Origin of the sequence: Nocardioides sp. (genome assembly GCF_031422975.1) — a bacterium.
GTDB lineage: Bacteria > Actinomycetota > Actinomycetes > Propionibacteriales > Nocardioidaceae > Nocardioides.
The window spans coordinates 1-4,959 of sequence record NZ_JANPEO010000616.1; the positions used below are offsets into that span (position 1 = coordinate 1).

The following is a 4,959-nucleotide window of genomic DNA, read 5'->3' on the forward strand; positions in this document are numbered from 1 at the left end:
CCCGGTGAGAAGCGCGAGGTCGGGCTGGTGGCGCAGGTGACCGACGCTGATCCGGCCACCGGTGACGCCCTCGAGCGTGCGGTCGGCCCACAAGGCGTCGGGCTCGTGTGCGATGTCGAGGTCGCCCTGCGCAGTGTGGAAGGTGGCGATCACGTCACCGCGGACCAGCACGCGCGTGCGGTCGCCATGACCGACGAGTCCGAAGCCGGACAGGCTGCTGAGACCCTCGGCCAGGAGTCCGTCGAGCATCTCGTCGAACGTGGCACCGCCGTCGGCGAGGTCCCACAGACCCGCGACCCGGGCGCGGGCGTCGGCCGGGATCAGGGCCGTCACCTGTTCCCCCACCACGGCATACCAGTCGCCCGCGGCGAACGTCCTGTGGTGCGTGGCGTCCTGCGTCACGGTCGGGCCCCCAGTTTGTCTTCGAGACTCGCGCGCTGGCGCTCGGAGTCATAGGAATCGTCGTGGACCAATCCCACCACATCGACGACCACCGCCGTGGCGTTGTCGCGCCCCCCAGCCTCGAGGGCGGCTCGCACGAGCGCGTCAGCGGCATCACGCGGATCGTGGACGCGCTCGAGGATGTCCTCGATCTCCCCGTCCCCGATCATGCCGCTGATGCCGTCGCTGCAGAGCAGGAGTCGCTCGGCGGCCGAGAGCGGCAGCAGGAAGAAGTCGGGAGCCACACCCTCGGGGCTGCCGAGCGCGCGGGTGATGACATGGCGCTCGGGGTGCGTGGTCGCTTCCTCGGCAGTGATCGCGCCGGCCTCGACCAGCTCCTGGACCACCGAGTGGTCGACGCTGACCTGGTCGAGCTCGCCGTCGTTGAATCGATAGATCCGCGAGTCGCCGAGGTTGACCAGCAGCCACAAGGTGTCCTCGTGGTCCTCGACGAGCACGGCCGCAACGCAGGTGGTGCCGGCGTGCCAGCGCGGGTGCGTGGAGCGCTGCGCTTCGCCGTACTCGAGAATCCGGACCTGCGCCCGCGACAGTGTCTCGGCGACGGACTCGGCTCCGCGTCGCGGGTCGTAGCCCTCCTCCGCGAGCCGGGCGAACTCCTCGACCACGATCCGGCTGGCGACGTCGCCGCCCGAGTGCCCGCCCATCCCGTCGGCCACCACGAAGACCGGCGGGGCGACCAGGTAGGAGTCCTCGTTGACCTTGCGCACGTGGCCCACGTCGGAGGCGGACCCGTGGTGCAGATCAACCGGCTTCATGCCCAGCCTCACCCTCGTCGACGATGAGCCTCACCGTGGGCTCGGCGAGTAGCGTAGAAGGGATGTCGACAAAGGAGCAGGCGCCCCCGCGGACGCTGGCAGACCAGTTGCGCCGCTGGCCGGACGAGCGACTCGCGGCGCTGCTTCGCGACCGACCGGATCTCGCCACTCCTGCACCTCATGATTCCGCGCAGCTCGCCTCGCGTGCCGCGACTCGCATCTCTGTCCTCCGGGCGCTCGACAACCTCACCCGTCTCGAGCTCTCCGTGCTTGATGCCCTCGTGGTTGCGAACCAAACCACCCCCTCGGAACTTCTCCGCATCGTGCATGCCGAGCCCGCCGTCACCGCGGCGGCGACCGAGCGGCTGGTCGACCTCGCGCTGGTCTGGGAGTCGCCCGGTGGCTTGCGGCCGTTGAGCGGTGTCGGCGAGGCGCTCCGGGGGGACGACTCCGCCGGCGTGAGCGGTCTGCGACCGATGTCCGCCGACCCGGGGACCCCCGACGAGGTCACCGCACGCCTCGAGGCGATCAGTCCCCGCGCCCGCGCCCTGCTCGAGCACGTGCTCGCCAACGGCTGCGAGGGCACCACCGGCAACGCGCGGCGGACCGTGTCACCGGCCGACGCCACGACACCGGTCGAGGAGCTCATCGCGCACCGGCTGCTGGCCCCCCGCGAGGGCGGCCTGCTGGTCCTCCCCGGTGAGGTCGGGATCGCGCTGCGCGGCGGCCACACCACGACCAGTCCCCGCGACCAGGTGCCCGGGCTGGCGACGACCCGGCGCGACGCCGCGCTCGTCGACCGGACCGCCGGCGGCGCTGGCTTCGACGTCGTACGCCGCACTGAGCTCCTCCTCGATCACTGGGGCCTCGAGCCGCCCGCGACGTTGCGCAGCGGCGGGCTGGGCGTGCGGGACCTCAGGGCGACCGCAGCCGAGCTCCAGGTCACCGAGCCCGAGGCCGGGCTGCTGATCGAGGTCGCCTCGACCGCGGGGCTGCTGACCACGGCCGCTGACCCGGACGGCAACGAGGTCTGGCTGCCGACCGACGCCTTCGACACCTGGGCCGCGGGCTCGACCGCCGAGCGGTGGGTGACGCTCGCGCTCGCGTGGCTCGACACCACCCGCCTGCCGAGCCTGATCGGCGCCAAGGACCCGGGCGGCAAGACCTGGAACGCGCTCGCGCCCGACCTGTCCAGCGTGATGGCTCCCGAGGCGAGATCCCTGGCCCTGGCCCAGCTGGCCGGGCTCGAGGAGGGATCGGTGCTGGCGACCGGCACCGGCGTGCCCTCGCTCGTCGAGCGGGTGTCCTGGCTGCGCCCGCGCCGCCCGTCGGTGCACCGCGACCTGGTCGCGGCGGCCGTCCACGAGGCCGGGCTGCTCGGGCTCGTCGGCGCCGGCGGCCTGTCGAGGGCCGGACGGGCCGTCATCGCCCACGACCACGACGCCGCCCTGGCGGCGATCGCCCCGCACCTGCCCCAGCCGGTCGACCACGTCCTCCTGCAGGCCGACCTGACGGCTGTCGCGCCCGGGCCGCTCGAGACCGAGTTGGCGCGCACGCTCCACCTCCTCGCCGACGTCGAGTCCCGCGGTGGCGCGACCGTCTACCGCTTCACCAGCGGCTCGGTCCGCCGGGCGTTCGACGCCGGCTGGTCCGCCCTCGAGGTGCACGACTTCATCGGCTCGGTGTCCCGCACGCCGGTCCCCCAGCCACTGACCTACCTCGTCGACGATGTCGCGCGGACCTTCGGGACGGTGCGGGTCGGGCAGGCGGAGGCGTTCCTGCGCGCCGACGACGAGGCCGCGCTCACCGAGCTGCTGCACAACCCGAGGGCCGGCACGCTCGGACTGCGTCGTATCGCGCCCACCGTGCTGATCTCGACCATGCCCATCGACGTACTCCTGCCGAGGCTGCGCGAGCTCGGCGCCGCGCCTGTCGTGGAGGCCCCCGACGGGACCGTGCGGGTGGCTCGGCGTGACCTGCTGCGTGCCCGGCGACCGCGAGCGTCCCGCACTCACGGAGCCGCGCAGGCTCGGGCGCAGGCCACCATCACCTCGGTCGTCACCGCCATCCGCAGCGGCGACGTCGCCACCGCGAGCCGGCCCACCTCACCCGCCGTCGCGACCACGCCCTCGAGTGCGCTGGCCGCGCTGCGAGAAGCCATCGAGATGAGGGAGACCGTGGTGATCGGCTACGTCGACAACCACGGCGCCAGCTCGGATCGCGTGGTCGATCCGCTGCGACTCGAGGGTGGCCAGTTGATGGCACACGACCACCGCAGCGACGACGAGCGGCTCTTCGCCGTGCACCGCATCACGACCGTGACTCCGCTGTCCCCGCCCCAACCGTAGAGTGGTCAGGTGGACTTCATCCGGTACGCCGAGGCTGCGGCGGCCCTGCTCAACACCGAGCTGCCCGACGTCGATGCGCTGCTGGCCCACCTCGAGCGGCGCGAGTGGCTGCACCCCACCGTCACCGAGCGCGACGTGACCGCGTTGCGCAGCTTCCAGACCGTGCTGCGACCCGTGTTCGAGGCGTCCGACCGCGGTGACGTGCGCGCGGTGGTCGCCCTCCTCAACGACCTGCTGATCGAGCACCCGGTGACGCCGATGATCAGCGACCACGACCCCAGCGACCTGCACATGCACGTGGCCAACCGCGCCGCGTCGGTGTCCGAGCTGATGATCAGCGAATCCCTGATGGGCCTGGCCAACCTCGTCTGCGACCTCGGTGCCACCCGCCTCGGGCTGTGCCAGGCCGCCAAGTGCGACCACGTCTTCGTGGACACCTCACCCAACCAGTCGCGACGCTACTGCTCCGAGCGGTGCTCGTCGCGCGCCAACGTCGCCGCCTATCGGGCGCGCCAGAAGGCTGCCGCCCTGTGAATGATGGACCCCTGATCGTCCAGAGCGACAAGACGCTGCTGCTGGAGATCGACCACCCACGCGCGAGCGACGCCCGCAAGGCGATCGCGCCCTTCGCGGAGCTCGAGCGCTCGCCGGAGCACATCCACACCTACCGCCTGACCCCGTTGGGCCTGTGGAACGCGCGGGCCGCGGGCCACGACGCCGAGCAGGTGGTCGACGCGCTGCTGTCGTTCAGCCGCTACGCCGTGCCCCACGCCCTGCTCGTCGACATCGCCGAGACGATGGGCCGCTACGGCCGGCTGCGGCTGGAGAAGCACCCCACCCACGGCCTCGTCCTCTCCTCCACCGACCGGCCCGTTCTCGAGGAGGTGCTCCGAGCCAAGAAGATCGCCGGCATGCTGGGCAACCGCATCGACGACGACTCGGTGGTCGTGCACTCCAGCGAGCGCGGCAACCTCAAGCAGGCACTGCTCAAGCTGGGCTGGCCGGCCGAGGACTTCGCGGGCTACGTCGACGGCGAGGCCCATGAGATCGGCCTCGTCGAGGACGGCTGGAGCCTGCGCCCCTACCAACGCGACGCGGCCGACTCCTTCTGGGAGGGCGGATCCGGCGTGGTCGTGCTTCCCTGCGGCGCCGGCAAGACGATCGTCGGAGCGGCGGCGATGGCACGTGCCGGAGCCACCACGCTGATCCTCGTGACCAACACCGTCAGCGCGCGGCAGTGGAAGGACGAGCTCATCCGCCGCACCACGCTGACCGCCGACGAGATCGGGGAGTACTCCGGCGCCGTCAAGGAGGTCCGCCCCGTCACCATCGCGACCTATCAGGTGCTGACGACCAGGAGGAAGGGGGTCTACAGCCATCTCGAGCTGCTCGAC

The 4,959-nt window shown here is 72.0% G+C and carries 5 protein-coding genes; 3 read left to right on the forward strand and 2 right to left on the reverse strand.

Annotated features, from left to right (window positions below; translation table 11 throughout):
* Both RMO85_RS18345 and RMO85_RS18350 read right to left on the reverse strand, forming a co-directional pair.
* On the reverse strand, positions 1-402 hold a 402-nt coding region (locus RMO85_RS18345; RefSeq protein WP_310530160.1), incomplete at its 3' end, for a hypothetical protein.
* The gene (locus tag RMO85_RS18350) at positions 399-1,217 is read right to left on the reverse strand and encodes a protein phosphatase 2C domain-containing protein (protein WP_310530161.1); all 819 of its coding nucleotides are present in this window, start codon (positions 1,215-1,217) and stop codon (positions 399-401) included. The genes RMO85_RS18350 and RMO85_RS18345, both read right to left, overlap by 4 nt.
* 62 nt (positions 1,218-1,279) lie before the next feature.
* On the opposite strand from RMO85_RS18350, the gene RMO85_RS18355 reads away from it, so the two are divergent.
* The 3 genes from RMO85_RS18355 to RMO85_RS18365 all read left to right on the forward strand — a co-directional run.
* Positions 1,280-3,565 carry a helicase C-terminal domain-containing protein gene (locus RMO85_RS18355; protein ID WP_310530163.1) on the forward strand — a complete coding sequence of 762 codons (2,286 nt, stop codon included), beginning with the start codon at positions 1,280-1,282 and terminating at the stop codon, positions 3,563-3,565.
* 9 nt (positions 3,566-3,574) lie between these two features.
* Complete coding sequence (locus RMO85_RS18360) at positions 3,575-4,099, forward strand: CGNR zinc finger domain-containing protein (RefSeq protein WP_310530164.1); 525 nt, start codon at positions 3,575-3,577, stop codon at positions 4,097-4,099.
* On the forward strand, positions 4,096-4,959 hold an 864-nt coding region (locus tag RMO85_RS18365; RefSeq protein ID WP_310530165.1), incomplete at its 3' end, for a helicase-associated domain-containing protein. The genes RMO85_RS18360 and RMO85_RS18365, both read left to right, overlap by 4 nt.